Below are 25,768 nucleotides of genomic sequence, written 5' to 3'. Positions count from 1 at the left end.
TTATCACCTACACTTTTTCTTTAACATTCTTACCTAGTAACCCAGCTGGTTTAACCAGTAACACAATAATCAAAATAGCATATACAACTGCATCACGATACGCAGTAAATCCTAGAGCACTAACAAAAGTTTCAATAATTCCAATCACAAACCCACCCAAAGCTGCTCCTGGAATAATGCCAATCCCACCAAATACTGCTGCAATAAAGGCTTTTAGACCTGGTGCAACTCCCATCATCGGATCAATACTATTATAGTAAAGACCAATTAAAACACCTCCTGCAGCTGCTAAAGACGACCCAATAGCAAATGTAAATGAAATCGTATGATTAACATTAATTCCCATTAATTGAGCTGCATCTGGATCGACACTTACAGCTCTCATCGCTTTCCCCATTTTTGTATGTTTAACAATCAGTTGAAGTAAAAACATTAAAAAGATGGAGGTGGATAAAATAATTAATTGAATTTTACTAATTGTAAATAATTTCATATCATAGTTCGTATTTTCGATAATTTGTGGAAAAGGTCGTGTATCTGCTCCAATAAAATAAACCATCAGAGACTGGATTAAAAAAGATACACCAATCGCTGTAATTAAAGCTGCTATACGGGTTGATTTCCTTAGTGGACGGTAAGCTAAAAATTCAATTAGAACACCCAAAATCGCACATATTGTCATTGAGATTAATAAAGTTGGTATTAAACTTAATTTAAACTGATTCGTTACGTAATATCCTACAAAAGCACCCATCATATAAATTTCTCCATGAGCAAAATTAATCAATTTAATAATGCCATATACCATGGTATACCCTAGTGCCAGTAGGGCGTAGATACTACCTAATGACAAGCCATTTATTAATTGCTGAAAGATATCCATCTTCAACATTCCTCCTTTTAATAAAAAGAGACTTCGACAACAACTTAAAAGTTATGTCACAGTCTCTTAATTCTTTACTTGAACAATTTTTATCTTTCCTTGTCTTTATGGATTAACAACATCTGCTGTTTCTTCCACTCCATCTTTAAGACCGATAACAACTGCTGCTTTTTCTGGGTTATGATTTTTATCCATACTCATTTTTCCAGTAACACCGTCAAAATCTTTTAAATTGGCTAACTCTTTAGTGATTTTCTCACTATCTGCTGAGCCTGCTCTATCAATCGCGTCTGCAAACATATAAACTGAATCATAAGCTAAAGCATTAAATGAACTTGGTTTTTTACTGTATTTTTTATCAAAAGCATCAATAAATGTTTTAACTTTATCTGAAGCTGGTGCCTTCTCAGAAAAATGAGCAGTATAGTAAACTGAATTCATATTTTCTTTACCAGCAATATCGATTAACTTAGCATCTGAAAAACCATCTGCTCCTAAAATGGGTTGTTCAATGCCCATTTCTCTTGCTTGTTTAATAATCAATCCCGCTTCTTCGTAATAGCCTGGAAGATAAATAAAATCAAAATCTTTGTCTTTAATTTTAGTCAAGATTGCTTTAAAATCTTTATCTTTTTGATTAAATTTTTCATCCGCCACAATATCCCCAGTAAACGTATCTTTAAATGATGTTGATAATCCTTTAGCGTAATCACTAGACACATCTCCAATGACAACAGCTGTTTTAGCTTTTAAATTAGTCATCGCATAATTCGCTAGAATAACACCTTGAAACGAATCTTGGAAACAAGCTCTGTAAATATACTCTTGTACCTTATCATTTAAAACAGTAATTGAATCATCTGTCCCTGATGGTGTAATAACAGGGACTTTTGCTTTCGTAACATTTGGTATTTGAGCCTTAGACGCTCCTGATGTCGCAGGTCCAATAATCGCTACTACATTTTCTTTTGTTGTTAAATTAGCTGCCACTGCGGCTGCTTCGGCTGTATCAGACTTATTATCTTTAATGACCAATTCAATTTTTTTACCATTTATACCACCCTTTTCATTAATTTCATCTACTGCTAGTTGCGCTCCATCCTTTTCTTGATTACCATAAGCTGCCACGGCTCCCGATAATTCAAGATTTAAGCCAATTTTAATGGTATCTGATTCCTTAGATGTTTCTTTGTTACTACTTCCACTAGATCCACCACCAGGATTTCCGCATGCTGTTAAAAGTATGGTGCTTGCAAATAACAGTCCAATTATTTTTTTCATATAAAAAACTCCTTTTAATTTCTACTACATTAGTTTTTAATTAATATGTTGTTCATTACTATAATCAAATTCTAATGATATGTCAACTGAATTTTCTGACAATTCAAACAAAATAAAAAGAAAGCCTTTATTTCGGGCTTTCTTTCTTATTATATGGACCTGTGTAAGTTTCATCAGGATTTTTTCTTAACGTAAATTTCCTTGGAACATAGTCTATACCACCTTTTACCAAAGGATGGCAACGACAAATACGCCCCGTCCCCATAAGCGTTCCTTTAAACGCACCATGATAGTTAATCGCATCTATCATATATTGCGAACAAGTCGGATGATATCGACAACTAGGCGGAAATAATGGAGAAATATATCGTTGATAAAATCTAACCGGTGCTATCATTATTTTTTTAAACATACTTTTTATTCCGCAACCTTTTCGAGTAAGATAAAAAAGAAGCTGATAGTATCACCAACCTCTTTTTTTACAAGATTCAAATTTGTTACTTAAAAAAATCTAAGATATGATTCCAAGTATCTGGGTTAAAAGCATCCGACCTATAACCTTTTCCAAGGACAACATACCCTATAAAAATCCCAGCAAAAAACAGCGCAACAAATACCAATATTGTTAAAATAACAAGTGAAACTTGTATAATGACACGTTTTGTTATTGTTCCCATCTGTTTCTCCTTCTCTTTTAAATTGATTGAACTTTTACTTTTTGATCTTCGTAGACACGGGTAACATCTGCACCTAAAGCTTGTAGTTTTTTATGAAACTCAAAGTAACCACGATCTAGGTATTCTAAATGATAGACTTTGGTTGTTCCTTCTGCTACTAAGCCTGCAATAATTAATGCTGCTGCAGCTCTTAAATCAGTTGCAGAAACTTCTGCACCTTGTAATCCAAGAACGCCTTCAATATGTGCAACATTTCCAGAAATTTTATGTTTAGCTCCCATACGTTTTAATTCATCTAAATGTTGGAATCTGTTTTCAAATACTGTCTCTGAAAGAACACTTGATCCACTTGAAAGAGTCATTAAAATACTCATCTGTGCTTGCATATCTGTTGGAAATCCTGGATGAGGTAAGGTCGTTACATCAGTTGGTAATAAAACTTCTGGTCCTTTAACACGGATTCCTTTAGCTTCTTCAGTAATAGATACGCCCATTTCAGATAATTTAGAAATTAATGGACGATTATGTTCCATTAGTCCTTCTTCAATTAAAACATTTCCACCGGTTAAAGCCGCTGCTATCATAAATGTTCCAGCTTCAATTCGATCTTGAACAACAGCATGCTCTGTTCCAGTTAAGCTAGTGACACCTTCGATACGAATTGTTTCAGTACCTGCACCTGTAATTTTAGCACCCATTTTATTTAAAAAGATAGCTAAATCTACAATTTCAGGTTCTCTTGCCACATTTTCAATGACTGTAGTTCCTTTAGCTTTAACTGCAGCCATCATGATATTTTGAGTTGCACCAACACTTGGAAAATCTAGATAAATTTTGGCACCTTTTAACTCATCAGCTTTAGCTTCAATATAACCATTTGTTTGCGTAATTGTAGCTCCTAGTGCTTGGAATCCTTTAAGATGTAGGTCTATTGGACGTTTACCAATAGCACATCCTCCAGGCATTGCAACTTTCGCATGACCCGTTCTTGCTAGTAGTGGTCCCATGACAACAATTGATGCTCTCATCTGACTAACATACTCAAAAGGAGCCTCATTTTTTAACTGTCTTGTAGCCGTAATTTCAATAGTGTTATTATCTTGATCGAATTCTATATCTGTGTTTAAATGTTCGATAACATTATTCATCATGAATACGTCCGATAAGATTGGAGCATTAGTAATTTTAGTTGTTCCTTGATCTGCTAATAGAGCCCCAGCTAAAATTGGTAATACTGCATTTTTAGCGCCCTCTATTTTTACCTGTCCTGACAGCTTATTCCCGCTGTGAACTTTAATGTAATCCATAAATTCTCCCTCCAAAAACCTCTGGAAATTTTGTTAAATCTCAATCATTATAACATGAGTTTATACAAAATGGTATTTTTTACTTCTATTTTTAAAACAAGCTTTAACGAGAGAAAACTCCTTGGATTAAGTCACGAGATAAGAACATAACTTCCATGAAAAAATTACTGACTGTATAACCAATAAAAATCGCAACTATTAAGTAAAAAACCTTGATTTGCTTCTCAAATTGTTGTCCTTTTTTAAAAATAGTATCCATTCTTAAGGATTGAAGTGACCAAAACACCAAATAAATAAAAATAAAGTGACTAAAAATTCTTACTATCGCATCCATACCAAACATCAAAAAACCTACCTTTCTATTACAAAATTATTTAAAAAAGAAAAAGGTAAAGGATATAATCCTCTACCTCTTTTTATTTGCCACATTCAAGCGATTGATAGCACGAACTAATGCGATTTCTGCACGTGCTAAGTCAATTTCTTTATTATCTTGAGATTTGGCTTTTTGAATTTTAGCCTCTGCACGTTTTTTAGCTTCCTCTGCACGAGAGATATCTATATTTTTTTCAGTCTCCGCACTATTGGCGATAATCGAAACAATATTATCACGAATCTCTATAATCCCAGCATTAACCGCTACCCAGTCGGATTGTCCACCATCTTCTTCTGTTAGATCGATTCTAACAGCATCAATACTTAGCGGAGAAATAAGGGGGGCATGGTTAGGTAGAACTCCGAGAGATCCAGCTTGTGTTTTAGCTACTAAAAATTTAGCATGACGGTCATAAATCGTACCATCTGGGGTAACGATATTAACTATGAAGGAACTCATATTTTATTACCTCCTTCTTAATAGCTTAATTTCTCAGCTTTTTCAATTGCTTCTTCAATACGACCAACACTACGGAAAGCTTCTTCTGGTAAATTATCGTGTTTACCATCTAAAATTTCTCTAAAGCCTTTAATCGTTTCATGAAGTTGCACGTAACTACCAGGTTGACCTGTAAATTGTTCAGCCACATGGAAGTTTTGTGATAAGAAGAATTGGACTCTTCTAGCACGCCCTACGACAACTTTTTCATCATCAGATAATTCATCCATACCCAAGATAGCAATAATATCTTGCAATTCTTTATAACGTTGCAACAAACGTTGTACTTCTGTTGCTACTTTATAGTGTTCTTCTCCAACAATATCAGGTTCTAAAGCACTAGAAGATGATGCAAGTGGATCTACTGCTGGGTAAATACCTTGTTCAGTTAAACGTCTCTCAAGGTTGGTTGTTGCATCTAAATGGGCAAATGCTGTTGCAGGAGCCGGATCCGTATAGTCATCGGCTGGTACATAGATTGCCTGGATAGATGTAATTGAACCATCTCTTGTAGATGTGATACGTTCTTGTAATTGTCCCATTTCTGTTGCAAGTGTTGGTTGGTAACCAACAGCTGAAGGCATACGACCTAAAAGGGCAGACACTTCAGATCCTGCTTGCGTAAAACGGAAAATATTATCAATAAATAGTAACACATCTTGTTTTTCTTGATCACGGAAATACTCAGCCATCGTCAAACCAGTTAATGCAACACGCATTCTGGCTCCAGGTGGCTCATTCATTTGACCAAAAACCATAGCAGTTTTTTTAATTACGCCAGATTCTTTCATTTCAAAATAAAGGTCATTTCCTTCACGAGTTCTTTCACCAACACCAGCAAACACAGAAATACCACCTAATTCTTGAGCGATATTATTGATTAATTCTTGAATTAATACTGTTTTACCAACTCCGGCACCACCGAAAAGTCCAACTTTACCACCTTTTAAATAAGGAGCTAGAAGGTCAATTACTTTGATACCTGTTTGTAAAACTTCTGAATCTGTACTTAAATTTTCATAAGTTGGTGCTTCTGTATGGATACTACTTCTATCCATGTTTTCTGGAAGTGGTTCATCTAAATCGATGGTTTCACCTAAAACATTAAAGACACGACCTAATGTTTCTCTACCTACTGGTACAGTTATTGGTGAGCCTGTATGTAGAACTTCCATTCCACGTTGTAAGCCGTCTGTTGATTCCATAGCGATGGTTCTGACAACACCATCTCCCATTTCAATCGTAACTTCTAAGACAACTTTTTGTTTGTTTTCCGATTTGTAGACTACTAATGCATCATTGATATCTGGCAATGATTGATCTAACGGAAAAGCCACATCTACAACGGGACCTATTACTTGGACTATTTTTCCGATTTTCATTTCACAAATTCCTCCCCGTTAATCTTCTAAAGCTGCAGCTCCACCGACAATTTCTGTAATCTCATTTGTAATGGCTGCTTGTCTAGCTCTATTAAATGTGATTGTTAAATCATCAATTATGTTGCTTGCATTTTCTGTCGCACTCTTCATTGCTGTCATACGTGCAGCATGCTCAGCAGTTTTAGAGTCTAACACTGCTCCGTAGATCAAACTCTCAGCGTAAAGGGGCAGTAATGTATTCAAAATTGCATCTTCAGAAGGTTCAAGAATATAATCTTGTTCATACGATGTTGCTTCTTTTGAATCTAAATCTTCAATTGGTAACATTTTTTCTGCGCGGAAGGCAGAAGATAAAGTATTCACATGATGATTGTAACAAACGTACAATTCATCAAACACTTCATTGTTATACATTTGAATAGCAGAATTAACAATCTTACGAACTTCATTATAGCTTGGATGGTCACTTAGACCTCTTAATTCATATGAAACAGGTATATTTCTATGTTTAAAGAAATCAGCCCCAGTTCCGCCAATTGACATAATAACGACTTCGTTTTGATCTTCATGATCTTTTTGAAGCACCTCAATTGTATTTTTGATTACTGAACTGTTGTAACCACCAGCAAGACCTTTATCTGAAGTAATAATAATATAACCTGTTTTTTTGACTGGACGAGCTATTAAAAGTTTATGGTACATCTCCATATTATCTTCAAAACTAGAAAAATCAGCATTTTCAATTGCTTGTAATTGTGATGATGCCAAGTGAGTTGTTATTGTTCTCACTTTGTTGGCATATTCTTGAAAACGTCTTGATGATTGTTCAGATTTTGTCAATTTTGAAGCTGCTACCATTTGCATAGCACTCGTAATTTGACTCGTCTTTTTGGTTGAAGCTATTCTCTTTTTTATATCAATAAGGGAAGCGCCCATACTCAATCACCACTTTCTAGGATTGTGTTAACTCATCAGCAACTGAGAATTGACTTGAACTAAAAATGTCTTTAAACTCATCAATTGCTTTTTGAAGGTCATCTTCATTAGGTAAATTTTTAGTATTTTTAATTGTATCAAAGATTGCAGGGTAATTATTCCCCACATATTCAAACAATTCTTTTTCAAAACGTAAAATATCATTGACTGGAATAGTATCTAAGAAACCATGTGTTAATGCATAAAGAATTAGCACTTGTTTTTCAACACCAATTGGTTCATGAACATTTTGTTTTAAAACTTCTACTGTACGTTTACCACGGTTTAATTTAGCTTGAGTTGCCGCATCTAAATCAGAACCAAATTGTGTAAAGGCTTCTAATTCACGGAAACTTGCTAAATCGGTACGTAGTGTTCCTGCTACTTTTTTCATCGCTTTAATTTGTGCAGAACCACCAACACGGGATACTGACAAACCAGGATTAATTGCAGGACGAACGCCTGAATAGAATAAATCACTTTCTAAGAAGATTTGTCCATCTGTAATTGAAATAACATTTGTTGGAATATAAGCTGAGATATCTCCTGCTTGTGTCTCAACAAACGGTAGAGCTGTCATAGAGCCTCCACCTAATGAATCATTCAACTTAGCAGCTCTTTCTAGTAAACGAGAATGCAAGTAGAAAACGTCTCCTGGGAAAGCTTCACGGCCTGGAGGTCTTCTAAGTAATAATGAAATTTCACGATAAGCAGCTGCCTGTTTTGATAAATCATCATACACAACCAATACGTGTTTTCCATTGTACATAAATTCCTCACCCATTGCAGCACCAGCATAAGGAGCTAGATATAGCAGTGGAGATGGTTGAGAAGCACTAGCAGAAATGACAATCGTGTAATCCATTGCTCCAAATTTCTTAAGTGTTTCAACTTGATTTCTAACTGTTGATTCTTTTTGTCCAATAGCAACGTAAATACAAATCATATCTTCATCTTTTTGATTAATGATAGCATCAATTGCTACTGATGTTTTACCTGTTTTACGGTCACCAATGATTAGCTCACGTTGGCCACGTCCAACTGGAACTAATGCATCAATTGCTTTGATACCTGTTTGTAAAGGTTCTTCCACTGACTTACGAGCCATAACGCCTGGAGCGGCTGCCTCGATTGGTCTTGTTTTACGTGTTTTAATTTCGCCAAGACCATCAATTGGTTGACCTAAAGGATTAACAACGCGTCCGATCAAAGCTTCTCCAACTGGTACTTCCATAATACGTCCAGTTCGTTTTACTTTATCACCTTCACGAATTTCTTGATATTTACCTAAAATGATAATACCCACACTATCAGACTCTAAGTTCTGAGCCATACCAAATACACCATTATCAAACTCTAATAATTCTCCTGACATGGCATTCTCTAAACCGTAAGCACGTGCAATACCATCCCCTACATATGAGACAGTTCCTACTTCGTCCACCGTTAGAGATTCTTCGTATTTAGCAAGTTGCTGTTTTATATGCGAACTTATTTCTTCCGCTTTAATACTCATGTACTTCACCTCTCACCTTGTCACTAAGCATTATTTTAGTAATGCAGCATGTATTTCTGATAATTCATTTCTTATACTTTGATCGATCACTCGATGTTCAGATTCTATAACCATACCACCCATAATAGATGGATTGATTTTTGGTCGAATAACAACTTTATTAGCATGGAACTGTATCGCAAGTCTCTCTTCAAGATCATGTCGTTGATCCATGTTAAGCGCTACTGCAGTTGTTACATCTACTACAATAATGCCAAATTGTTCATAGTATAAATGTTCAAATTCGTCAATAATAGCAGGCATTTCATTCATGCGTCCATAATCATAGACTGTATGAATGAACTTACCAACTGTATCGCTAAAGCTATTTTCTAAATCTTTAACGATATTGACTTTTTCATATACTGTTAATCGATCATCACTTAAGATATCGCCAAGATCTGGAACTTGACGATAAACTTCTCTTAACTGAAGCATTTCCTGATAAATTTCAGAAACAGATTTTAATTGGATAGCTTCTGTAAACAAAGCTTTACCATAAGTTCTTGCGACTACATATTTTCTATTCATCCTCTTCGACTCCTAGCTTTTCAATACTAGTTTGAATCAACTCTTGATGAGTGCTCGCCGACAATTCCTTCTTAAGAATTTTAGAAGCAATTTCCACAGATAAATCTGCTACTTCTTTTTTCGCTTCGTCAATCATTCGATCGCGTTCAATACGTAAATCTTCTTGTGCTTGTTTTTTGATTCTTGTCGCGTGCTCTTGTGCTTCAAGTAAGATACCATGAGCGTTATTCTCAGCCGTATCTTTTGCTTGAGCAATAATTTTTTGTGCTTCAGTACGTGACTGTTTAAGTTCCATTTGTCTTTGTTTTTCTAACTTATCAGCTTCAATTTTAGACATTTCTGCATTATCGATGTCTGATGCAATCTTGTTTTCACGATCTTGCATCATGTTGACTACAGGTCCCCATGCAAACTTTTTCAAAGCTAGTAACAATACCAGAAATGAAACAGAAACGAAAAGAATTGTACTTAGCATACTTTGACCTGTATTAGCCAAAACTAACTGGTTGATCATAAGTTTACTACACTTCCTTCCTGAATCATTTTATTATTGAAAATGATTCTACTCTCTTCAAGATATTGTTACTTCATGAAAACTAATAAAAGGGCAATAACCACACCTAGAATAGGCACGGCCTCGATTAAGGCTACCCCAATAAACATTGTTCCTCTTAATTGACCTGACATTTCAGGTTGACGAGTCATAGACTCAAGTGTTTTAGAAATTACTTTCCCGTTACCATAAGCTGCTCCGATAGAAGCGCCAAAAACTGCGATTGCTGCTGCAAGATATTGCATTTAAAATTCCTCCTAATAGTGTGTTCTTTGTATTTTATTCGTCATGTACTTCTACTTTATGTGATAGATAAACCATCATTAAAGTAACAAATATAAAGGCTTGTACTGCTCCAATGAATAATGAGAATGTTTGCCAAATTACCTCTAGTGGCACAGCTAAAATAAATTTAACTGGGCTACTGGCACCTAAGTTTGCAATTAATGTCAGCAAAACTTCACCGGCAAAGATATTTCCATATAAACGAAGACCTAATGTTAAAACATTGGTAAATTCTTCGATAAGTTTAATGGGTAATAAAATTGCTGTTGGTTTCATAAAACTATTAACAAAATAGTTTTTGATACCTTGCCGTTTTAATCCATAATAATGGGTCAAAATAATTGCCATTAAAGCTAATGTTAATGTAACTAATGGGTCTGCAGTTGGACTTTTCCAATACGATGTTTCGCTTGGAAAAATAACGACCTTAGTGATCAAGCCAATTAAATTCGATACCAGAACAAACATAAAGAAAGTAAAGCCTAGTAAATGGTAATCATTTACATCTTTCTTAGCTATATTGTCTGATACAATACCTTTGACAAAATCAACTATAAATTCAAGAACATTTTGCTTTCCCTTTGGCTTCATCTGTAAATTTCGACTGCAAAAATACACAATGCTGAAAACGATTACGCACGTTAAAATCGTCATCAGGCACACCGTCGCATCGAACGGGATTCCTGCAATCTCAATTATCCAGGACTTTTCTTCCACCTCAATTCACCCCTTTTCTTTTTAGAAAATACTCTCCATAAGAATTTTTGAATTCTTTGGTTTTTTTTATGATGAAAAGACTTAGAGAAGTCCATTCCTATCACCAATCGAGCCTTCAAAAAAAGAACTCAACTAGGACCATGATAACACCAAATGATAAATAACACAAAGCAAATCGTAGTTTTTTTATATCATTTTCGTTATTTATTACTTAAAAAAAAAGGAGGGATTTCTCATGAAATCCCTCCCAATTCTAATCTATTTCTGTCTTTCTCTTAATGAACGATTTATTTCACGATTCATGTCTTTTTGTTTTAAATCTTGCCGCTTATCATATTGTTTTTTTCCTTTAGCGACACCTATTAAAACTTTAGCAAATCCATCCTTAATGTATATCTTCAAAGGAATTAAAGCAATACCAGTATTTTTAGCTTCTGCTCCTAGATGGGCGATTTGCTTTTTATGCATAAGTAATTTTCGAGTTCTAAGGGGATCATGATTAAAAAGATTCCCTTGTTCATAAGGGCTAATATGGACATTAACTAGAAAAGCTTCACCATCCCTGATTCTAACATAGCCGTCTTTTAAATTGACACGTCGACTTCTAATCGCTTTAATTTCAGTTCCTTTTAAGACCATTCCAGCTTCGATTGTCTCCATAACTGCATAGTCATGTCTTGCTTTTCTATTTTGTGCAATTAAACTGCCATCACCTTTAGGCAAGTTGATCACCTCTTATTCTTACGATTATTTTTTGTTTTTTTGTTTTTCGCTACTTTTTTATAAAAAGGTTGATTGCTTTTTTTCTTTCCTGGCACTTTTTTTTCATTGCGGAAGGAAGGTTTGTCTCCTTGTTGTTTTGATTTAGGCTGTTCTCTACGAGGGCTTTTATTCTTCTTAGAGTCTCTTAGCAAGTTAGCTGGAATACTTATTGGCTCTGCCGACAACAACTCAAAATCGATTTCTCTTGTATCAACATCTGCTTTGGTAACTTTTATTTTAACCGATTGTCCGATTCGATAAACAACGCTGGTTCTTTCTCCAACTAAAGCCAAATGATTCTCTACAAAATGGAAATAATCTGATTTTAATTGTGAGACATGGATTAATCCTTCTATTGTATTAGATAATTCTACGAACATTCCAAATTTTGTAATAGATGTGATAATCCCATCAAACTCTTGATCAATTTTATCTTGCATAAATTCAGCTTTTTTCATATTATCAGTATCACGTTCTGCTTCAACTGCTCGTCTTTCCATTTTTGAACTGTGAGCTGCAATTTCTGGAAGTGTTTCGCTCCATTTGACCTTCACTTCTTCTTCAATTGGACGGCTCATATAAGATTTAATTAACCGATGAACAATTAAATCTGGATATCGTCTAATTGGTGAAGTGAAATGTGTGTAGTCTTCTGCTGCTAATCCATAATGACCCATTGGATCTTCTGAGTATCTCGCTTGTTGCATACTCCTTAGTAACATCATACTAACAACTGGCTCTTCAGGTTTTCCAGATATTTGATCTAGGACTTTCTGCATTTCTTTTGGACTTACATCATCTTTTTTGCCTTTTACCAAGATTCCAAAATTTGTGACAAATTCAAAGAAACGTTGAACTTTTTCTTCTTTTGGATGCTCATGAATACGATAAATAAATGGTAGCTTCATTTTTGTATAATGAGCTGCAATCGTTTCATTGGCTGCTAACATAAAAGATTCAATCAAACGTTCTGCTACTTTTCTCTCTCTAAGTTCAATATCAATCGGATGTCCTTCATCGTCCACAATAATTTTTGCTTCACGACTTTCAAACGAGATAGCTCCACGATTTGAACGCATATTTTCTAAAATGGTGTGTAGTAACGCCATATCATTAAAGAAAGTAATTAAATCTTTGTAGGCTTCTAACGTTTCTTCATTTGATTTCTCTAGTATTTCATTTACAGCCGTATAGGTCATTCTGGCAGTTGAATTAATAACCGCTTCAAAAATATCATGAGAAACAACTTGTCCTGCCTCATTAATTTCCATTTCACAAGCCATAACTAATCGATCTACCTTAGGGTTTAGTGAACAAATTCCATTCGATAATTTTCTAGGCAGCATTGGGATTACTCGATCAGTTAAGTACACACTTGTTGCACGATCACTCGCTTCTAAGTCTAACGGACTATTCTCAGTCACATAGTGCGACACGTCTGCAATATAGACACCTAAAAAATAATTACCATTGTCCAGACGTTTTACTCTAACAGCATCATCTAAGTCTTTTGCCTCAGCCCCATCAATTGTTACAATTGTTTCATTTCTTAAATCAACTCGACCTTTTAACTCTTCTTCTAACACGACATCAGAGATTTTTTCGGCCTCTTCGATTGTATTTTCATCAAATTCAACGGGAATACTGTGTTGGAGTACGATGGACAAAATATCCATTCCCGGATCATTTTTATGTCCTACCACTTGTTTAACTAATCCTTCAAAACTATTAGTATGTTCGCTATCAGGATAGTAAGTAATCTCTACAGAAACAACACTACCATCTTCTGGTTTAATACCTTCATCAGCAATAAAAACACGATAACGACTTAACTTTTTGTCTTTTGGAATAACCACACCGTATAAACCACTCTTTTGAATGTCTTCCTCAGAGTAAAGTGTAAATATCCCAACAATTTGTGATGAGGCACGAGTCAATACTTCCACGACTTTAGCTTCTGCCGCTTGACCTTCTATTGGATTACCTTGTTTTAAGATTTCAATTTTAACAGTGTCGCCTTCTAAGGCATAGTTTGTAAAATCTTTAGGTACAAAAGCATCATCTTCTTCGCCTTCAATCGTAACAAAACCAAAGCCACGATCATTTGCTCTAAAAATACCTTCAAGATTTTTTTCTTGTTTGTTTAATTTAATTTTTCCTTTTTGGTTAAAAATAATAGCGCCTTCTCTTTCCATTTGTGCAACTGTTTGAACCAATAATTTAAAATCATCGCTTTTTTGTAACTGGAGTCCCTCTGCTATTTGTTCTAAAGAAAATGTCTGTTTTTTACTTTCTGATAGATAGCGAAGAATGGTCTCTTTAATACTATTTGTCATAATCATTCCTTCTTCCATGGGATATGATTTAAAAAGGCCTGTACATCTTCTTCAAACAACTGGCGATCCTTGCTAACAGTAATAACATGAGTACTGTTCGGATACCAGTGAATTTCATGAGATGTTTGTTTTAAGTTCTTAGCAACTTCGTAAACTCCTTGACTGTCAATCATCTCATCTAAAGCTGATTGTGCTAGGAAAATAGGTAGCTTAATTATACCTAATTTTTTTGAAGTTTTACTTGTCACTTCTAATATTGCTTGAAGTTGATTTTTTAAAGGTTCTTTTATCATATCTAATTTTTGTTGTAATTCACTTGGTGATGTACTTGTTTTTTTATACATAAACTCACAATACTTTAAAAAATTGGGATATATTTGTTGCTCACTCCCTGGATTCAACGGTGAACAAAATGCCCCTCCTGCAACAAATTCTTCTGGATAGTCTTCGATTAATTTCATAGCGAATAAACCACCCATTGATAAACCAAAAACTGCTATTTCTTCAAATCCGTCATTTTTTAATTGATACAAAGCTTTTTTTCCATCTTCATACCAAGTTTGTGGCGTTATATTTAATATATTCATAGGATCGTTCGTACCATGCCCAGAAAATAATGGTGCCAAAACAGTATAGCCTGCTCTTTCTAGTTTTCGAGCCAGCATCCTGACATCATTTGGACTTCCGGTATAGGCGTGTAATAAGAGAATCGCTCTTTTTCCATTTTTAAAATAAAGTTCCGTTGGTAACATATGCATCGTCCTTACTATCAATCTTTTCTACATTGTACCAATAAAAAAGTCCCCTGTCATAACAGGAGACTATACACTTACTTATTTTGATGATAGAAAAGCTAATGCGATTGCAATAGCCACCCAAGCAACACCTAAAACAGCAGTTGCTTTTTGCATGAAGGCTTCAAACCCTCTTGCTTTTGTTTTTCCAAACAATTCACTGGCTCCGCCTGAAAAAGCACTCGCCGCACTGTTTTGTTTACTTGGTTGCATCATTACAGCAATAATAATTAGTACTGATAAAATAAGCATAACGGTTAATAAGAGTTGATACATATTATATTCTCCTCATCTCTACTAAACTAATTGACATCTTTATAATTTTATCACAACTTTTTTAATAATTCTACTCATTAATTTTAAATTAATTGACTTACATTAACCTTTTGTTTTTCCACCCACAGCGTAATTACCTTTTTCCATATCTGTAATGACGATATGAACAGCCTCTTCATTAGCACCTGTTGTTTTAACGATAGCTGCTGTTACTTCTTTAACCATCTCATTTTTTTGTTCTTGAGTGCGACCCTCTAATAATTCAATATGAACGATTGGCATAACAATTCTCCTTTATACTCTTTTATTTAACTAGTCTACTCTTTAGACCTAGATTCTGTCAATTTAGTTATTATAAAATAATAAGATAAACAAAAAGCCGTTCTCCCTCCAATTACTAGGCGTAAAACGGCTTTTTCACCATCCTGATATAGTCCGGGTTCAAATGGTAGCTCCTTTCGGTAACTTCAAAAATAAAAATTAATCGAAAAGTGCATCGATTATTTTTTATTTCCTCCAGCTGCTTGGAGCTAAACGCTATTTTCACCACTCTGTTTAAATAATAACTTTATCTGATGCTTTACCTGTTCGACCTGGTTTCATTTCGACTCTACCTTTGCTTATTGCTCCAACAGGACAAACTAGTGTACACAAATGACAGCCGACACATTTATCTGTATTACAATGTGGTACGCGATTTTCATCATCCCATACAATCGCTTGATGAGCACCATCATAACAAGAAATATAACAACGACCACATGCAATACATTTATCCAAATCAATCACTGGGTAAACTTTATAATCACGATCCAATTCTTCAGCTGGGATAATATTTTTAGTTGCTAATCCAACTAAATCTTCTAATCTATCCACACCTTGTTCTTCCATATAATGCATTAAACCATTTTTCATATCTTCTACAATTCGGTAGCCATATTGCATAATACCAGTTGTGACTTGTAATGTTGAGGCTCCTAGTAAAATAAACTCTGCTGCATCTTCCCAAGTTTCGATTCCACCAATACCAGAGATAGGTAATTCTTCCAAGCCTTCTGCTGTTCTAAGTTGTTGCATAAACCTTAAAGCGATTGGTTTAACTGCTTTTCCAGAATACCCAGATATAGATGATTTCCCATTAACAGCTGGTAAACCAATTTTATGTTGTAAATCAATATTGGCAATTGATTTTATTGTATTGATAGTAGCAATGCCATCTGCTCCTCCTTCAAGAGAAGCTTTTGCAACTGGTACCATATCAGTTACATTTGGTGTCATTTTAGCCATCATGGGAAGCTTTGATCCCCTTTTTACTGCAGCGCAATAATTACGACATAAATCAGGATTCGTTCCGACATCTGACCCCATCGCATGAGAGGTCATTTGCGGACATGAGAGATTCATCTCAATCATGTCAGCTCCAGCTTCTTCTACTAAACGAGCCAACTCTTCCCAATCTTCTTCATTGGTCCCCATTATTGAAGCAATCAATACTTTTTCAGGAAATTCTTTCTTTAATTTTTTCAAGTCAGCCAGATTTTCTTCCAAAGAATGTTCAGCAATTTGTTCCATATTTTTAAACCCAACAAATGGCGTCCCCTCTTTAGTTAAAATATCAAATCGAGGCGAGACTTCATCGATCAGAAAATGCTTAGGACCAATCGTTTTAAATACAACACCGCCCCAACCAACTTCATAAGCTTTTTTACACATATCATAACAATTTCCCACTGGAGAGGATGATAAACAGAAAGGATTATCAAATGTTACACCTAAAAAATCAATGGATAAGTCTTTATTAATCATTCGCCTTTACCTCCTAATAGCCCATGTATTTCAGCAGCTACTTCTTTTCCTTTTTTCACAGCCCAAACGACTGTCATATCACCGTGAACAATATCTCCAGTGACAAATACTTTTTTATCTTTTGTTTGATAACCTGACTGCAACATTTGATTATTCTTAATATCTAAGTTCAGATTGTCTGCATCTACTTCTTGTCCCACAGCTAAGATAATCTTCTCTGCTTCTATCATTAATTCATTATTTAAATGACGATGTTTAAAAGTCACTCGATTTCCTTCTACCATTATTGGATAGTAACCATCAATAATTGTCACACCTTTATTTTGAGCTCCTTCAAGTTCTTTTTTAGACGCTTTAAATTCACAAAACTCCTCATAAACCACGTCTGTTACATGTGGCACTCCTAATAATTTTAATGATGTAATAACATCCATTGCAACATCTCCACCACCAATGACAAGTGCATTATCTGGTAGTTCTATTTCACCTTGGTTATCCCTTGCTCTTGATAGGAAAGAAACAGCTGTCTCAACAACTTCATTTTCTTTAAACATTTCTAGTGTTTTTCCTTGACTTGCACCAATCGCTAGAACAACTCCATCATATTTATTTTTTAGTTCTTCTATTGTTATATCTTTTCCAATAGTTGTTTGGTATACAATATTAGCTCCCAAGTTAACTATCCTCAATATTTCATAGTTAACAATAGCATCCGGCAACCGATACTCTGGAATGCCATATCTTAAATAGCCACCCGCTTTTTGACTTTTTTCAAAAATGGTTACATCATAGCCCAATTGAAGAAGAGACGCTGCTGCTTGTAATCCGGATGGTCCACTTCCTACAATTGCTACATGCATTCCGTTAGCTTGACCTTTCGTTAAAATTTCCATCTTTGTTTGTTGTTCAAAATCAGTTACAAATTTTTGAATGCCACCAATATTAATCGGACGATCAATACCTGATCTTGTACAACCCATTTCACAATATTTTTCAGTTGGGCAAACTAAGGCACAGATAGCACCTAACGCATTATTTTCTCTGACAGTTTCTGCTGCCCCTTTAAAATTTCTAAATCTGACACTCCGAATAAATTTTGCTGGGTCTGTTCCAGCTGGGCAAGCTTTAGAACAAGGTGCATCTAAACACAACAGACACCTTTCAGCTTCTTCCATAATAGTCAACATTGAATAAGATGATTCCATTTCTTCTAAGTATTTATTATCCATATTCAGCATCCTCACTTTATTTTATTACATGTGATAAAAATCACAATAGCACTTAAAAATAAAACTACCTTATCTGGTAGCGATTACAACTATATACTACTCTTTTATAATATACTTTTCAATACTAATTATAAATAAAAATCATAATAGCCTAATATTTAAGTAAAAAACTAATTAAAATCGCCTCTTAATTATAATCGTTATAAAAAGGCATTCGTAAATATTTTCCCATCCTGAGTACCCTCTTATTTTTAACTATCTAACTCACTATTTTCGAATCATATTCATGACAAATATTGGCAGAATAATCATTCCCATCCCTATAATTTGATAACTTTTTATTGGTTCATCTAAAATTAGTACACCTGCCAAAATCGTAACAACTGGTGCCAAATTAGAAAAAATACCCCACAGTTGATGCTTCCATATGATGAATGGCAAATATGAAAAAGCAGTAAAAATCTGAACCAATCAGATTTTTACTGCTTTTTATTTATAATCTAATCTCAACATATGCTTATCTACAATTTTTGCTAAATCACCGATCGATTTTTCACTATAATCTTCCCCATAGCCACCTGTCATAATCGTTAGATAATAAGGGGTTTTTTTATCTTTAACAAGGGAGATGTCATTACTCACCATGTACATGGGCATCCAACCTGTTTTATGAACCACATCAACTCCTGGAAGACCTACAGCAACACCGTCATCAAATGTACTGTCTTGCATCCAATCATAAATAAGTTTTATATTCTCACTTTTGTCTTTACGGTCATAAACATAATTCATCGATTTCGTTAAGATATGTGCCGTTGAAAAATAGCGATTATTGGGTGAATTCGGATCTAATTCTGATAAAAATTGAATGAACTGAGGCTCACCAATATAATTAACTAACATCGTATAAGCAACATTATCACTATAGCGGATTGTAAGCTCAGCCAACTCTTTAATCGAATATTCTGTTCCTATTGGTTCAAACTGAATAATACCAGTTCCACCCATTTTATAATTAGCTGTATAAGTTAATTTTGTGTCTAAATCGACTTTTTTATCATCAACCAGGGTCATCACATAAGAAATGAAAGCTAACTTAATACTACTTGCTGTTCGACGAACTTCATCTGCATAAGAATTATAGATAAAGTCATGATCTACTGTTTCTACATAGATTGTAATATCTCCACCATTTTTTTGTTTAAAATCAACTAACGCCTCATCCAACGACTCTTTAAATTCAGCTGGGGATAATTCTTTTTTACGTGACTGTTCTCTTTCTGAAATATATTTTTCCCGAAACTCAAGGATATCCTTTTCAATATAGCCTTTTTTAGGATCACTAATAACTTCGACCCATTTATCATCACTTGGTACTGCTTTAACAGAGACAACTGTCCCTATTGGCATAACATCTTCACTTATTTCAGAGCCGTCGACTTTTTTCCTAGGATATATCTCTTTGGTCACTACCATTTCTTCTTCAAATATTGATTTTTGTTTAGAAACCACTTCTTTTTTAGTTTCTGATGAAGCTTCTGTTTTGACTAATGATTGTTCTTTATCCTTGCTTACTATATTTTCTGCTTTAATCTCTTTTGCAGCTTTTATTTTTTTTATAGATAAACCTGAAACAATAATTAACATAATAACCAACACTAACAACACGACTACTTTTTTCTTCACTTACTCCCTACTTTCTATCCTTTTACATTAATTCAAACTCCCTATGTTTTTAGTATATCATAGGATTATTTCTAGTTAAATAGACAAAATCACAATGATAATTCCGCTTTTTTTCTTAGAAATCAGTAAGTAAGTGTTTTTATCGAAAAAGATTGTGATATCATGAACTTATAAAAAGTAGGAGGATGAGTAGAATGGAAAAAGAGGAATACCTAGAAATGGTAAGAGATGTGGCTGAAGAATATTTTAGATCTGGCACTTATTATTGTTCAGAAGCTGTTGTTGAAACAATCAATGATGTTTTAGGAAAACCTTATGATGATGATGTGGTTCGTTTAGCATCTGGATTCCCAATTGGTATGGGTAAAGCTCAATGTCTATGTGGTGCTGTTTCTGGTGGTCAAATTGGATTAGGTATGGTCTATGGCCGCAAACGTGGTGAACCCATGGATCCCGAAATGTTCGAAATTTCAAAAGGATTACATGATTATATCAAAGAAGAATATCGTTCTTGTTGCTGTCGTGTTATTACTAGGAAATGGCAAGGAGATGAATTTAAATCTGAAGGACGTAGACAACATTGCATCGCAATCACCGGTAATGTTGCTGTTTGGGTTGTTAATGAATTAATTGAACGAGGTAAACTTGATCCAAAAACAGCACCAAAAATTGAACCACGTGTAGAAATGGAGTCATAAAAACTATGAAACAACTCTTAATAAAGCTACCACTACCAGTATCGGCAGTTGGATTAAGTTTTGCAGGACTTGCGAACCTATTGGATGATACTTTCTTTTTTAAGTCTATTTTTACTTTTCTAAGTATGGTCATTTTAATTGCTGTTTTTTTTAAAATTTTCATTGATCCAAAAGAAGTTAAGTCTCAGTTAAGTCAAGTTACTATTGCTGCTACGTTTCCCACCTTTTTTATGGGAATAGCACTTTTAACTAAGCAAATAATTCAATGGAATACAACTTTAGCACTTGTACTATGGGGATTAGCAACTGTTGGGCATATTCTATTCATTCTATATTTTACTGCTACATTTGCTATGAAAAAAAAGCTTTCTTTCGTGCTTCCCTCATGGTTTGTCGTTTATGTTGGGCTTGTTGCTTCAGCAATCACAGCGCCTTTATTCAAACTACCGATATTGATTTTTGTTGCTAAAATTATCTTAGGCTTTGGTTTTATTTCTTTTATTATTCTATTGCCAATCATAATAAGAAGATCTCATTTATTGCCGATTCCAAAACCATTACAAGCAACGCTTGCTATTTTTTCAGCACCAGTCGCACTTAATTTAGTTGGTTATTTTTCCGTTATTCAAAATAAACAAGCCGGTTTAATTTTTTTGCAAATTATTTTGATGTTAGTTTTTTACCTTTGGGTTTTAAGTAACATAATAACTTTTCTAAAAGCGGATTTTTCACCTGCTCAAGCAGCACTCACTTTCCCAATGGTTATTAGTGCCACTGCTATCAAAGTATCGAGTGCTTATTTAATAACTCTCTATCCATTTTTGAAAATATTTGGTTTAATAATTAGCTATCTTTCGTTATTAATAGCTATTTTCATAGTATTTGCTATTTTAGCAAAATATCTCTCTTTTATTTTTTCAGTTAGTAAAACATAAAAAAATGGGCTAAAAGTTGTTATCTTTCCTCCTTGTGACTGGAGAAAAACGTCTTTTAGCTCATTTTTTAATTACTCTTATTTGTGCCATAACTATTTCTATATATTATATCCAAATAATAGCGTGAAACATAAAGATATCGAGCCGATAATTACAATTAACGTCCCTAGTATCACCTTTAAAAGATTGTTAAAACTTAATTTACGACTTCTTACATTTAAATTCATGATAACACAGGTAAAACCAACTAAAATAATAGCAATAATAAACAAACTCAACAAAAATTGGCTTTGAAAAAAGAACATTAAACTCCTCCTTTTATCCCCTACAAATTCATATCAAATATACCGTTTTTTTATCAAAGCTTCAATATTATTGCTTTTAAAATTTTTGAATTTATATTGCTAGTCATTTAGTTTATTTTTGATTTAAACACAATCAACTTATTTTGTAACAAATCTGAAGTTGCTCGTCTACGTGTGTGACATAGCTATCTACTTCAAAAACAGTTTTAATATTATCCACCGTCAATACTTTTTCAGGTGTTCCTGATAAACAAACCTGTCCTTCCTTCATCACATACAAAAGATCACAATAATTAGCAGCAAGATTCAAATCATGAATCACTGATATAACGGTTAAATTTAAATTTCGGACTAAACTTAAAAATTCTAATTGATTTTTCACATCTAAGTGATTGGTTGGTTCATCCAAAATAAGGCAATCTGCTTGTTGCGCCAATGCTCTTGCAAGGATAACACGTTGCTTTTCTCCACCAGATAGGTAAGAAAAGAAACTGTCTTTAAATTTAGTCATGCCTACTTTTTCTAAAGAATCTAAAGCTGATTCCATATCCTTTTGATCCGTCATTTGCCACCATTCTTTATGTGGCTCTCTTCCCATCAAAACAATATCCAATACTGTAAAATTAAAATTAACTTCATTTAATTGTGCCACAACAGCATTTTCTTTGGCAATATCTTTTATTTTCCACTCTTTCAAATCTTTACCTGAAAAAATAACTTTTCCCGAATACTCCCTTATCCCCTTATAAAGAACTTTTAAAAGCGTACTTTTACCACTACCATTAGGACCAATGATACCGATAAAATGATTAACAGGAAGTTGAAGTGTTATTTCCTTTAAAATAGAATTATTATTTAAAGTAACATTTAAATGATTAATATCATACTTCATTCAGTATTACCTTCTTTCCCCAGAACTTTGAACAACTAAATAAAGAAAGAACGGTGCTCCAACAATAGAGACGATGATGCCAATTGGAATTTCAATCCCCTTTATAATGACTCTAGATAAAATATCAGCCCACAACAGAAACAGTCCACCTATCAAAATCGTAACAGGTATCATTTTTTTATGGTTAACTCCCACAAGTAAACGCGCAATATGCGGAACAACCAAGCCAACAAAACCAATAATTCCACAAGAGTAAACAATAAAACCAATTAAAATCGCCGCTAAGATAATATAAATAATTCGGTACATATGATTTTCCTGTCCAAGCGTTACAGCTGCTTCATCGCCAACCAACATGACGTTTAAAATACGTGACTGAAAACAAAAAAACAAACTGATTATTAACACAATAGGGGCTAACAGGTTTACTATTTGCCAATTGGCCGCTGAAAGGCTGCCCAATAACCAAAAATTTAAGGTCATCATACCATTTCGATTATTAGCCGCAAAAACAATGATGCTTGATATAGCTGAACATAACGAACTCAGTGCCACACCAACTAATAATAGCCTTGAAACATCTCTGCGATTGGCTGAATGACCAAACAATAGCACTAAAATGGAGACACTCAAAGCACCTATAAAAGCACAGATACCAACATAGTTTGACCCAAAAGAAATCCCAACACCTAAAAGAATAGCCAAAGTCGCACCTAGGGAAGCGCCAGAAGAAATCCCTAAAATATAAGGATCTGCTAATGGATTGTTAACAATAGCTTGCATAACTGCGCCTGATAAAGAAAGTGATATACCAGCAAGAACGGCAAGCAAAATTCGTGGTAAACGGATTAGCCATACAATATCAATCCATCCCTGCTCAAATTCTTGTAATACTTCTTGATTTCCCGTTATCTTAGCAAACAATATTTGATAGACTTCTTTCATCGAGATATCAGCTGATCCTAAAGTGATCGAATAAATAATTGAGAAGATTAACAGTCCTGTCATTCCTAATAAAATTACATTAAATTTCCAATTTGAACGTTGAAGTTGTTCCATTTACTCATCACCTTTAAGCTTTATTTATTTAACTCTGGGTATAATCCATCAGAAATAGCTTGAATGCCATCCAATGTTCTAATACCTGTTGAATAAACATTACTTAAAACCATCGGATAAACACGTTTGTTTTTAATGGCATCCATACTTTGTAAAGCCTCATTGTCCATTACTGAAGTTAATGCTTGTTTTTCTTCAATAGATTCACCATAATAAACGCTAAAAATAACATCCGGATTCAATTTAACTAATTCTTCTTTAGTGATGTTGCCATTTTTATCAGCAACTAACTCAGCACCAACTTGTTGTGCCATGTCACCACCAATACTGTCTGCTCCATAAATACGATACTGTCCATCTTTATTCACTTCAAAAATAACTGCTGAGACTTTGTCCTTACCTTCAGAATACTCAATTGATTTCTTGATTTCTGCTTTCATATCATCTACCATTTTTTGAGCTTTATCTTCTACATTAAAAATTTTACCAATATTTAAAATATCTTCGTATTCATTTTCTAAAGTATTTGGTGTTTTTATACCACTATTTTGTGCTATATAAGTATTGGTATTGCGGTCCATCCAAAAGTTTACATCTCCTAATGTTTCTGGTCCAAAATATGAATACCAACTAAAGATAAAATCAGGATTTAAACTTAATACTTCTTCCTTACTAGGTGCTTGTTTATAATAGTTGATTTTTTCAAAAGCCTCTTTAAATTCAGGTTTAACATCTGTATCTAATTGAGACGCTACTACCATTTTATCTTCTAAGCCTAACGCTAACATGATTTCAATCGGGCTTTGATAAACAGCCACTACTTTTTCAGGAACTTTTTTGAATGTTTGTTCAACTTCCTTTTTTTCATAATTATATGTTGTAATTACTGTAGATTTATCTGCAGATTTTGCTGTATCCTTTGTTGTCTCAGTTTTGGAATCTTTTGCAGTACATCCTGTAAAAACAAGAATCATCGCTGCTAAAAAAACTAATAATTTCTTTTTCATTATAAAACTCCTCTATTCTTTAAAATGATTATTTCTTTTTTTACTAATTCGTTAGATGTTGCTAAAGGATAACCACCATCTGTCCAGTAATTTAATGTTTGATCAGATGGTTTGATTTTTCCAGGTTTAGGGAAGTCAAAATTATCAACAAATTCTAAAGAATCTGGTAATATGGCTTCGAGATTTTCTTTTAATATAGTCGGTAATGATCGACTAACTGTGTTTCTTTCTTTTGATACCCCTTCACAAAATAATTCGAATATTTGTTGATAAGTAAAACTATTTTTCGATGCATTAATTTGGCTTTCAAGGTGAATGGCTCTTTTCAAATCAATATTTTTTTTACGACTAACTTGAAATGATTGATTAACAGTCATTGTTTCAAGCCAAATTACCCCACTAGGTTCCACCAACTGTGCAAATAATGCTAAAACAGCCGCTTCATTTTTTTGATAGACTAATTCTTGAAACGTTGAATCTGCTACCACAATCACATCAAATTTTTCTTTAATGGGCATTGAAAAAATATTCCCTGCAATCAAGTTAAATAGAGGGGATTTTGTCCACTGTTGATGTTCTAACTGATCAACGAATTCTGAACTCATCTCTACTCCGGTCACGTTTATCCCTCGATTAATTAAAGCATTCGCCACTTTACCTAAGCCTGTTCCTACTTCTAATATTTTCATTTTTTCCATTTGTAATGGGTTTAAATAATCTAAAAAATAATCAATATGCCACTTACCGGAAAACATACCATAATATTTAGCTTCTAAATTTTTATAGTCTGAAAATATAATTGAGTAACGATTTAGATTTTTCATCTGACAGCGGTTACACAATGAGCCGCTTAGCTCTTTAATTGGTGTCTTTGGTGGGACTCCATTTTTTACATCACCTAATTCTTCATCATAAATAAAGTGACAAGTATCACAAAAATACTTATGCATCCACTTAAATCTC

The 25,768-nt window shown here is 34.1% G+C and carries 30 protein-coding genes; 2 read left to right on the top strand and 28 right to left on the bottom strand.

Features of this window, described 5'->3' with window-relative positions:
• Positions 1–7 precede the first annotated feature (7 nt).
• The 23 genes from FM121_RS10095 to FM121_RS09985 all read right to left on the bottom strand — a co-directional run bounded on the left by FM121_RS10095 (position 8) and on the right by FM121_RS09985 (position 19,909).
• Positions 8–883 (bottom strand): branched-chain amino acid ABC transporter permease, encoded by an 876-nt coding sequence (locus FM121_RS10095; protein ID WP_086952043.1) that lies wholly within the window; start codon positions 881–883, stop codon positions 8–10.
• Positions 884–988: 105 nt separating this feature from the next.
• Positions 989–2,164, bottom strand: a complete 1,176-nt coding sequence (locus FM121_RS10090; RefSeq protein ID WP_086952042.1) for an ABC transporter substrate-binding protein — start codon at positions 2,162–2,164, stop codon at positions 989–991.
• Between the two features lie 127 nt (positions 2,165–2,291).
• Complete coding sequence (gene yidD / locus FM121_RS10085) at positions 2,292–2,576, bottom strand: membrane protein insertion efficiency factor YidD (RefSeq protein ID WP_086952041.1); 285 nt, start codon at positions 2,574–2,576, stop codon at positions 2,292–2,294.
• An 85-nt stretch (positions 2,577–2,661) separates the two neighbouring features.
• Positions 2,662–2,841, bottom strand: coding sequence for a DNA-directed RNA polymerase subunit beta (locus tag FM121_RS10080; RefSeq protein ID WP_086952040.1), 180 nt, complete (start codon positions 2,839–2,841; stop codon positions 2,662–2,664).
• Between the two features lie 17 nt (positions 2,842–2,858).
• On the bottom strand, positions 2,859–4,148 hold the full coding sequence (gene murA, locus FM121_RS10075) for a UDP-N-acetylglucosamine 1-carboxyvinyltransferase (RefSeq protein WP_086952039.1): 1,290 nt from the start codon (positions 4,146–4,148) through the stop codon (positions 2,859–2,861).
• A gap of 103 nt (positions 4,149–4,251) precedes the next feature.
• Positions 4,252–4,491, bottom strand: coding sequence for a DUF1146 family protein (locus FM121_RS10070; RefSeq protein WP_086952038.1), 240 nt, complete (start codon positions 4,489–4,491; stop codon positions 4,252–4,254).
• Between the two features lie 63 nt (positions 4,492–4,554).
• Positions 4,555–4,983 (bottom strand): F0F1 ATP synthase subunit epsilon, encoded by a 429-nt coding sequence (locus FM121_RS10065; protein ID WP_086952037.1) that lies wholly within the window; start codon positions 4,981–4,983, stop codon positions 4,555–4,557.
• Positions 4,984–5,000: 17 nt separating this feature from the next.
• On the bottom strand, positions 5,001–6,404 hold the full coding sequence (atpD, locus tag FM121_RS10060; RefSeq protein ID WP_086952036.1) for a F0F1 ATP synthase subunit beta: 1,404 nt from the start codon (positions 6,402–6,404) through the stop codon (positions 5,001–5,003).
• 18 nt (positions 6,405–6,422) lie between these two features.
• Positions 6,423–7,340 carry a F0F1 ATP synthase subunit gamma gene (locus FM121_RS10055; RefSeq protein WP_086952035.1) on the bottom strand — a complete coding sequence of 306 codons (918 nt, stop codon included), beginning with the start codon at positions 7,338–7,340 and terminating at the stop codon, positions 6,423–6,425.
• A 16-nt stretch (positions 7,341–7,356) separates the two neighbouring features.
• Positions 7,357–8,895, bottom strand: a complete 1,539-nt coding sequence (atpA, locus tag FM121_RS10050; RefSeq protein ID WP_086952034.1) for a F0F1 ATP synthase subunit alpha — start codon at positions 8,893–8,895, stop codon at positions 7,357–7,359.
• A 30-nt stretch (positions 8,896–8,925) separates the two neighbouring features.
• Positions 8,926–9,465 carry an ATP synthase F1 subunit delta gene (gene atpH, locus FM121_RS10045; protein ID WP_086952033.1) on the bottom strand — a complete coding sequence of 180 codons (540 nt, stop codon included), beginning with the start codon at positions 9,463–9,465 and terminating at the stop codon, positions 8,926–8,928.
• Complete coding sequence (gene atpF / locus FM121_RS10040) at positions 9,458–9,979, bottom strand: F0F1 ATP synthase subunit B (protein WP_086952032.1); 522 nt, start codon at positions 9,977–9,979, stop codon at positions 9,458–9,460. Before atpF ends, atpH begins: the two co-directional genes overlap by 8 nt.
• 68 nt (positions 9,980–10,047) lie before the next feature.
• Positions 10,048–10,263 (bottom strand): ATP synthase F0 subunit C, encoded by a 216-nt coding sequence (gene atpE, locus FM121_RS10035; protein WP_086952031.1) that lies wholly within the window; start codon positions 10,261–10,263, stop codon positions 10,048–10,050.
• A gap of 34 nt (positions 10,264–10,297) precedes the next feature.
• A complete protein-coding gene (gene atpB / locus FM121_RS10030; RefSeq protein WP_086952030.1) occupies positions 10,298–11,020 on the bottom strand; it encodes a F0F1 ATP synthase subunit A in 723 nt (240 codons plus the stop codon).
• 258 nt (positions 11,021–11,278) lie between these two features.
• Positions 11,279–11,743 (bottom strand): SsrA-binding protein SmpB, encoded by a 465-nt coding sequence (gene smpB, locus FM121_RS10025; protein WP_086952029.1) that lies wholly within the window; start codon positions 11,741–11,743, stop codon positions 11,279–11,281.
• Positions 11,744–11,748: 5 nt separating this feature from the next.
• Complete coding sequence (gene rnr / locus FM121_RS10020) at positions 11,749–14,121, bottom strand: ribonuclease R (RefSeq protein ID WP_086952521.1); 2,373 nt, start codon at positions 14,119–14,121, stop codon at positions 11,749–11,751.
• The gene (locus FM121_RS10015; protein WP_179203852.1) at positions 14,121–14,870 is read right to left on the bottom strand and encodes an alpha/beta hydrolase; all 750 of its coding nucleotides are present in this window, start codon (positions 14,868–14,870) and stop codon (positions 14,121–14,123) included. Before FM121_RS10015 ends, rnr begins: the two co-directional genes overlap by 1 nt.
• Positions 14,871–14,951: 81 nt before the next feature.
• The gene (gene secG, locus FM121_RS10010; RefSeq protein ID WP_086952027.1) at positions 14,952–15,188 is read right to left on the bottom strand and encodes a preprotein translocase subunit SecG; all 237 of its coding nucleotides are present in this window, start codon (positions 15,186–15,188) and stop codon (positions 14,952–14,954) included.
• 102 nt (positions 15,189–15,290) lie between these two features.
• On the bottom strand, positions 15,291–15,470 hold the full coding sequence (locus FM121_RS10005; RefSeq protein ID WP_086952026.1) for a 2-hydroxymuconate tautomerase: 180 nt from the start codon (positions 15,468–15,470) through the stop codon (positions 15,291–15,293).
• A 273-nt stretch (positions 15,471–15,743) separates the two neighbouring features.
• Positions 15,744–16,994 (bottom strand): NAD-dependent dihydropyrimidine dehydrogenase subunit PreA, encoded by a 1,251-nt coding sequence (gene preA / locus FM121_RS10000; protein ID WP_086952025.1) that lies wholly within the window; start codon positions 16,992–16,994, stop codon positions 15,744–15,746.
• Positions 16,991–18,223 carry an FAD-dependent oxidoreductase gene (locus FM121_RS09995; RefSeq protein WP_086952024.1) on the bottom strand — a complete coding sequence of 411 codons (1,233 nt, stop codon included), beginning with the start codon at positions 18,221–18,223 and terminating at the stop codon, positions 16,991–16,993. Before FM121_RS09995 ends, preA begins: the two co-directional genes overlap by 4 nt.
• Before the next feature lie 267 nt (positions 18,224–18,490).
• Positions 18,491–18,694 carry an EamA family transporter gene (locus FM121_RS09990; protein ID WP_086952023.1) on the bottom strand — a complete coding sequence of 68 codons (204 nt, stop codon included), beginning with the start codon at positions 18,692–18,694 and terminating at the stop codon, positions 18,491–18,493.
• 18 nt (positions 18,695–18,712) lie between these two features.
• The gene (locus tag FM121_RS09985) at positions 18,713–19,909 is read right to left on the bottom strand and encodes a serine hydrolase (RefSeq protein WP_086952022.1); all 1,197 of its coding nucleotides are present in this window, start codon (positions 19,907–19,909) and stop codon (positions 18,713–18,715) included.
• A 194-nt stretch (positions 19,910–20,103) separates the two neighbouring features.
• On the opposite strand from FM121_RS09985, the gene FM121_RS09980 reads away from it, so the two are divergent.
• Together FM121_RS09980 and FM121_RS09975 are read left to right on the top strand one after the other, a co-directional pair.
• Positions 20,104–20,607 (top strand): C-GCAxxG-C-C family protein, encoded by a 504-nt coding sequence (locus FM121_RS09980; RefSeq protein ID WP_086952021.1) that lies wholly within the window; start codon positions 20,104–20,106, stop codon positions 20,605–20,607.
• A 5-nt stretch (positions 20,608–20,612) separates the two neighbouring features.
• Entirely contained in the window at positions 20,613–21,542 is a 930-nt protein-coding gene (locus FM121_RS09975; protein ID WP_086952020.1) for an SLAC1 family transporter, read from the top strand.
• Between the two features lie 98 nt (positions 21,543–21,640).
• Here FM121_RS09975 and FM121_RS09970 read toward each other — a convergent pair whose 3' ends face one another.
• From FM121_RS09970 to FM121_RS09950, 5 genes are all read right to left on the bottom strand, one after another.
• Entirely contained in the window at positions 21,641–21,847 is a 207-nt protein-coding gene (locus FM121_RS09970; protein ID WP_086952019.1) for a hypothetical protein, read from the bottom strand.
• Positions 21,848–21,980: 133 nt separating this feature from the next.
• Positions 21,981–22,739: an ABC transporter ATP-binding protein gene (locus FM121_RS09965; protein ID WP_086952018.1), complete on the bottom strand. Its 759-nt coding sequence runs from the start codon at positions 22,737–22,739 to the stop codon at positions 21,981–21,983.
• Positions 22,740–22,745: 6 nt separating this feature from the next.
• A complete protein-coding gene (locus tag FM121_RS09960; RefSeq protein ID WP_086952017.1) occupies positions 22,746–23,798 on the bottom strand; it encodes a FecCD family ABC transporter permease in 1,053 nt (350 codons plus the stop codon).
• 20 nt (positions 23,799–23,818) lie between these two features.
• The gene (locus tag FM121_RS09955; RefSeq protein ID WP_086952016.1) at positions 23,819–24,805 is read right to left on the bottom strand and encodes an ABC transporter substrate-binding protein; all 987 of its coding nucleotides are present in this window, start codon (positions 24,803–24,805) and stop codon (positions 23,819–23,821) included.
• Positions 24,805–25,755: a methyltransferase domain-containing protein gene (locus FM121_RS09950; protein ID WP_086952015.1), complete on the bottom strand. Its 951-nt coding sequence runs from the start codon at positions 25,753–25,755 to the stop codon at positions 24,805–24,807. The genes FM121_RS09955 and FM121_RS09950 overlap by 1 nt, the downstream gene beginning before the upstream one ends.
• Positions 25,756–25,768 lie beyond the last annotated feature (13 nt).

The organism is Vagococcus fluvialis bH819, assembly GCF_900163795.1.
Lineage (GTDB): Bacteria > Bacillota > Bacilli > Lactobacillales > Vagococcaceae > Vagococcus > Vagococcus fluvialis_A.
This window is presented reverse-complemented; position numbering and strand designations above follow the sequence as displayed.

Coding starts and splice junctions, on each gene's coding strand:
- FM121_RS10015 (WP_179203852.1), bottom strand. CDS start 14,870: ATGTTACCAACGGAACTTTATTTTAAAAATGGAAAAAGAGCGATTCTC.
- atpA (WP_086952034.1), bottom strand. CDS start 8,895: ATGAGTATTAAAGCGGAAGAAATAAGTTCGCATATAAAACAGCAACTT.
- FM121_RS10055 (WP_086952035.1), bottom strand. CDS start 7,340: ATGGGCGCTTCCCTTATTGATATAAAAAAGAGAATAGCTTCAACCAAA.
- yidD (WP_086952041.1), bottom strand. CDS start 2,576: ATGTTTAAAAAAATAATGATAGCACCGGTTAGATTTTATCAACGATAT.
- FM121_RS09995 (WP_086952024.1), bottom strand. CDS start 18,223: ATGGATAATAAATACTTAGAAGAAATGGAATCATCTTATTCAATGTTG.
- FM121_RS09955 (WP_086952016.1), bottom strand. CDS start 24,805: ATGAAAAAGAAATTATTAGTTTTTTTAGCAGCGATGATTCTTGTTTTT.
- FM121_RS10065 (WP_086952037.1), bottom strand. CDS start 4,983: ATGAGTTCCTTCATAGTTAATATCGTTACCCCAGATGGTACGATTTAT.
- atpH (WP_086952033.1), bottom strand. CDS start 9,465: ATGAATAGAAAATATGTAGTCGCAAGAACTTATGGTAAAGCTTTGTTT.
- FM121_RS09960 (WP_086952017.1), bottom strand. CDS start 23,798: ATGGAACAACTTCAACGTTCAAATTGGAAATTTAATGTAATTTTATTA.
- FM121_RS10095 (WP_086952043.1), bottom strand. CDS start 883: ATGGATATCTTTCAGCAATTAATAAATGGCTTGTCATTAGGTAGTATC.
- FM121_RS09980 (WP_086952021.1), top strand. CDS start 20,104: ATGGAAAAAGAGGAATACCTAGAAATGGTAAGAGATGTGGCTGAAGAA.
- preA (WP_086952025.1), bottom strand. CDS start 16,994: ATGATTAATAAAGACTTATCCATTGATTTTTTAGGTGTAACATTTGAT.
- atpF (WP_086952032.1), bottom strand. CDS start 9,979: ATGATCAACCAGTTAGTTTTGGCTAATACAGGTCAAAGTATGCTAAGT.
- FM121_RS10090 (WP_086952042.1), bottom strand. CDS start 2,164: ATGAAAAAAATAATTGGACTGTTATTTGCAAGCACCATACTTTTAACA.
- FM121_RS10005 (WP_086952026.1), bottom strand. CDS start 15,470: ATGCCAATCGTTCATATTGAATTATTAGAGGGTCGCACTCAAGAACAA.
- FM121_RS10080 (WP_086952040.1), bottom strand. CDS start 2,841: ATGGGAACAATAACAAAACGTGTCATTATACAAGTTTCACTTGTTATT.
- FM121_RS09975 (WP_086952020.1), top strand. CDS start 20,613: ATGAAACAACTCTTAATAAAGCTACCACTACCAGTATCGGCAGTTGGA.
- FM121_RS09965 (WP_086952018.1), bottom strand. CDS start 22,739: ATGAAGTATGATATTAATCATTTAAATGTTACTTTAAATAATAATTCT.
- atpD (WP_086952036.1), bottom strand. CDS start 6,404: ATGAAAATCGGAAAAATAGTCCAAGTAATAGGTCCCGTTGTAGATGTG.
- secG (WP_086952027.1), bottom strand. CDS start 15,188: ATGTATCAACTCTTATTAACCGTTATGCTTATTTTATCAGTACTAATT.
- murA (WP_086952039.1), bottom strand. CDS start 4,148: ATGGATTACATTAAAGTTCACAGCGGGAATAAGCTGTCAGGACAGGTA.
- FM121_RS10070 (WP_086952038.1), bottom strand. CDS start 4,491: ATGTTTGGTATGGATGCGATAGTAAGAATTTTTAGTCACTTTATTTTT.
- FM121_RS09950 (WP_086952015.1), bottom strand. CDS start 25,755: ATGCATAAGTATTTTTGTGATACTTGTCACTTTATTTATGATGAAGAA.
- atpE (WP_086952031.1), bottom strand. CDS start 10,263: ATGCAATATCTTGCAGCAGCAATCGCAGTTTTTGGCGCTTCTATCGGA.
- FM121_RS09970 (WP_086952019.1), bottom strand. CDS start 21,847: ATGTTCTTTTTTCAAAGCCAATTTTTGTTGAGTTTGTTTATTATTGCT.